Raw genomic sequence first — 3,849 nt, 5'->3', positions numbered from 1 at the left:
GATGAATGCGCTAATACACATAGCTGCAACGGCTGAATGGGCGCAATAAATCTGACACGAGGCCAATCACGCGGTAAATGAAGGCCAACCCGCCCTGTTGCTAACGCATGATGCGAACCATTCCATGGCGTTAGGATGATCGCGGTTAGCTGCAGGCAGCTCCTTCAAACCATTTTTGAACAGGCCTGAGGATGCCGGACCAGCGGGCCTCCTGATCGAACTCGCAATCGAGGGGACGCTCTCAGGCCCGTTCCGGCAGCGCAGTGGTAGGCAATGCTTCATCGCGACACGACTTGTATCCGCAAGCTGGGCAGATCCGGCCATCCGGCCACACCATGCTCTCCAGCAACCGACGGCAATGCTGCTCATCCCGGAAGGCCGCGATCATTTCTTCAACAGTCCGATGCTGGAAAGCGCTGTAAGCACTTCAGCACGGGGTCAGCGACGCCAGCATCTACAAATGGAAGGCGAAATGTGGCGGCATGGACGTGTCGGAAGCGAAGCGGCTGAGGACTGCGCAAAGCGGCGGCGAGAACCGTCGAACCGTCGATGCCGTCAAACCGCTGTCGGCCAGATACTCGACGACTTCACACCCCAGGGAATGCGCCAACTACCTCAAAGGCAGGATATGCGTCTACCAAAAAACAGAACGCTCTAGACTTAGACTAGTGCCCGTCCATAAACGCTAATTTTTGAGGCATTTACCGTGACTTGTCGGCTCGGTGCTGGGCGCTCTCGAGCGTCTGGCCGGGAACGCAGCGGAAGGAGGGTGACCAAAAAGACTTGCCAATGGAAGCCGCGCACGACGCTCGGCCGACAGCCTTCGACCATAGAGGCGAGTCTCAGGTTGGCTTGAGACGGGCGAAGAGGGCGAGATTGTAGGCGACTACCGAAGACCAGACACTCTTGAGGCGCGGGTGCGGGCAATCATCCGCTGCGCGCCATCCGGCGATCGTGAACGAGGCGCTGTCGGCGCTGGAGCAGGATTTTGCAGCGCTGTATTCGCCGTTCGGGCGGCCGTCTATCCCGCCGGAGAAGCTTCTGCGGGCGACGCTCCTGCAGGCGTTCTACTTGATCCGCTCAGAGCGGCTCTTGATGGAGCGGCTGGAATACGACCTGTTGTTGCGCTGGTTCGTTGGCATCGGCGTCGATGACGCGGCCTGGAACCATTCCGTGTTCTCCAAGAACCGCGACCAGCTGCTGGAAGGCGACATCGCCGCGAAGTTCCTGGCGGCGGTGCTGGCCCGGCCCAGGGTGAAGAAGCTTCTGTCCACGGATCACTTCTCGGTCGACGGCACGCTGATCGAGGGCTGGGCATCGATGAAGAGCGTCAGGCCGAAGGATGGTCCGGGCGAGCCGCCGGCCGAGGGCGGCGGGCGCAATGCGGAAGCGGACTTCCACGGCCAGAAGCGGAGAATGACACGCACGCCTCGAGCACCGATCCCAATGCACGGCTCTACAAGAAGGGCAAAGGGAAGGAAGCGAAGCTATGCTTCATGGGGCATGGGCTGATGGAGAACCGCCACGGCCTGCTGGTCAACGCCTGCCTGACGCTGACCGACGGGCATGCCGAGCGGGTGGCGGCGCTGCACATGGTCGAGCCCTTGGCCGACCGGCCACGCGCCATCACGCTCGGCGCCGACAAGGCCTATGATGCGGAGAACTTCGTCAACGAGTTGCGCTCGATGCAGGTGATGCCGCACGTGGCGCAGAGCTTCGACGATCGACGGCCGCACGACACGGCACGGCGGTTATGCCGTCAGCCAGCGTGTCCGCAAGCCCATCGAGGAGGCGTTCGACTGGATCAAGACGGTCGCCGGGCAGGACAAGACAAGGTTCCGAGGACGCGAGCGCGTCGGATGGGCCTTCACCTTCTCGGCCGCCACCTACAATCTGGTGCGGCTGCCCAGGCTCATGGCGGAGACCAGCTGATGGCCAGGGTTTTCGCCTTTCGCCAAGGCCTTTGCCGGGCGCTGGCGCATCGTCGAGATGGACAATTGGGACCAGGACTCCCTCGATCTCGTCGAAGAGGCGCATCTGACGTTCAAGGGCGCGGCGGATGGCGAGATCGCCTTCGGCGCGCTCAAGGGCTTCCTCGACGTTCGCTACGGCGCCCGCGACGGTTCAGCCTGTGCGGAGTTCTCGTGGGAGGGACACGACGAGAATGACCCCGCCTGCGGTCGTGGGTGGACAATGATCGGCACCGCCGGGCGGCTCGTCGGGTACTTCTACATCCGCAACGGCGACGAATCAGGATTCGTCTGCGAACGCGCCTAACTTCTTCAACAGCCTGTTGGTTAGGTGTCATGCGCGATAGAGCGTGTGCGGTGTGCGGCTCAGTACTTCCCCACCACGCTCTGTCACCAGGACGTGGGCGCCGGCGCCAAATAGGTAGCCGTTTTCGCTGCGCAATATATTTGGCATGTGCAATGTCATGCCGGCCTGAAGGACATCCTCAACGCCTGGCTCTAAGCTCAGGTCACCGCGTTCAGTCCAATTCATTCCGGTTTGGTATCCGGTTCGTTGGCGAAAAACTCCTTGCCGCCCAGATCTCTTCAGCACCTCGTGACCCGCAGCGTCCACCGCCGCCGCGGTCGTACCGGGCTTGATCGCTGCAACGAGTGTTTCGATAACCCCTTCGGCCAAGTCGTGCAGGGATTCAGTCTCCGGATGTCGGCCAAGCACGGCGCACCGGACCATTCCAACGGTGTACCCGTGCTTCGATGCGCCGGCTTCTAAAAAGGCTGGCTCGTTATTATTAATTGGATGATGCGTCGGGGGGCCATGCGGCAACTTTGTCCGCTCCCCGAACAGAATCGTAGGCGGAGCCATCCCGACGTCTCCGCCAACGTTGCCGGCATCAGCTTTGATCGCCGCCGCCATGGTCTCCGCCATTTCCAATTCGGTAACACCCAACCGCAGGGAGCTCTGGAAGGTTCTCAATGCCAAGTCGGTCATGCGCATCGCGTCGCGCATGCACTGGAGTTCCAGCTCGCTCTTCACCGCCGCCACCGAGGAAACCAGCCGAGTAGCATCCGCGATCTTCAAATCGGGAAGCTGCACCTGAAGCGCACTGACATCGGCCGGTGCGAGGTTCCAGCAACCAAGCTCAAATCCGACCCGCTTGGTCTGCAGTCCATTGCGTCGAAGGACGTCGGCGCAAACCGTCCCGAAATCGGGCTGATGGGTATACGTAACGATTTCGTCAATGCAACTATAGGCACGAACTGCGCGCTCATCGTATTCTCGAACGACATATGTCGGCGGCCGACCCGGCACCAAAATCAGTGGAAACGGCGCGAAGTATCCGCCACTTCCATCATATCCGCTAAGATACCGAAGATGGCCGTGCGCACTTACCACAAGTGCGTCGAGCCTCGCGCTGACTATGGCCTCCAACACCTTAAGCTGCCTCCGCTCGTATTCCGATCTCGGGAAAGGGACACCCGTCACAGGAATCGCGGAGGATACCGTCGTCATATCTCACCTCAATGAAATGTTATATTGACGGTTCGATTGCGCAAACGGTACGCACCGGACCGAAGTTCGAAGCTGTCGCTGCTCCGCGTCTTTGTTTCCGTCAGACAATCAACCGTCTTGGCGGTTTGCGTCAAATGCAGTTTTTATATTGTCGTCATCTAGCGGCGAGATGTAGCTAAGGCACGGCGATATAAATACTACATTTGACGCATCCGACCGGTAATTGGATCGATCGTGCCCACTGGCGTGGTGTAGGTAACGGCATTGGTCGCCGTGCTCTCCGGCAAGGGCCGGACTGATCAGCGCGCCACTGCCGGCAGGCTGATGAGCGGATCATCGCTCATCTGGCTGATGGTCTCAAGGGTCATG

General features: G+C 60.3%; 2 protein-coding genes and 3 pseudogenes. 3 read left to right on the top strand and 2 right to left on the bottom strand.

The window, feature by feature from the left end; all coding sequences use genetic code 11:
* Positions 1 to 292: 292 nt before the first annotated feature.
* Positions 293 to 388 (bottom strand): annotated as a pseudogene (locus tag EOA29_RS28375) (transposase); the annotation flags it as partial.
* Between the two features lie 40 nt (positions 389 to 428).
* On the opposite strand from EOA29_RS28375, the pseudogene EOA29_RS43310 reads away from it, so the two are divergent.
* The 3 genes and pseudogenes from EOA29_RS43310 to EOA29_RS28365 all read left to right on the top strand — a co-directional run.
* Positions 429 to 521: pseudogene (locus EOA29_RS43310) on the top strand (transposase); the annotation flags it as partial.
* A gap of 354 nt (positions 522 to 875) precedes the next feature.
* Positions 876 to 1,932 (top strand): annotated as a pseudogene (locus EOA29_RS28370) (IS5 family transposase).
* A 57-nt stretch (positions 1,933 to 1,989) separates the two neighbouring features.
* The gene (locus tag EOA29_RS28365; protein WP_051695586.1) at positions 1,990 to 2,277 is read left to right on the top strand and encodes a hypothetical protein; all 288 of its coding nucleotides are present in this window, start codon (positions 1,990 to 1,992) and stop codon (positions 2,275 to 2,277) included.
* A gap of 27 nt (positions 2,278 to 2,304) precedes the next feature.
* On the opposite strand, the gene EOA29_RS28360 is transcribed toward EOA29_RS28365, so the two are convergent.
* Positions 2,305 to 3,480 carry a Xaa-Pro peptidase family protein gene (locus EOA29_RS28360; protein ID WP_029356444.1) on the bottom strand — a complete coding sequence of 392 codons (1,176 nt, stop codon included), beginning with the start codon at positions 3,478 to 3,480 and terminating at the stop codon, positions 2,305 to 2,307.
* Positions 3,481 to 3,849: the final 369 nt, after the last annotated feature.

Origin of the sequence: Mesorhizobium sp. M1E.F.Ca.ET.063.01.1.1 (genome assembly GCF_003998155.1) — a bacterium.
Classification (GTDB): domain Bacteria; phylum Pseudomonadota; class Alphaproteobacteria; order Rhizobiales; family Rhizobiaceae; genus Mesorhizobium.
This window is presented reverse-complemented; position numbering and strand designations above follow the sequence as displayed.

What these genes read in the sequence shown, in the direction of transcription:
- EOA29_RS28365 (WP_051695586.1), top strand. Translation starts at nt 1,990, where the DNA reads ATGGACAATTGGGACCAGGACTCCCTCGATCTCGTCGAAGAGGCGCAT.
- EOA29_RS28360 (WP_029356444.1), bottom strand. Translation starts at nt 3,480, where the DNA reads ATGACGACGGTATCCTCCGCGATTCCTGTGACGGGTGTCCCTTTCCCG.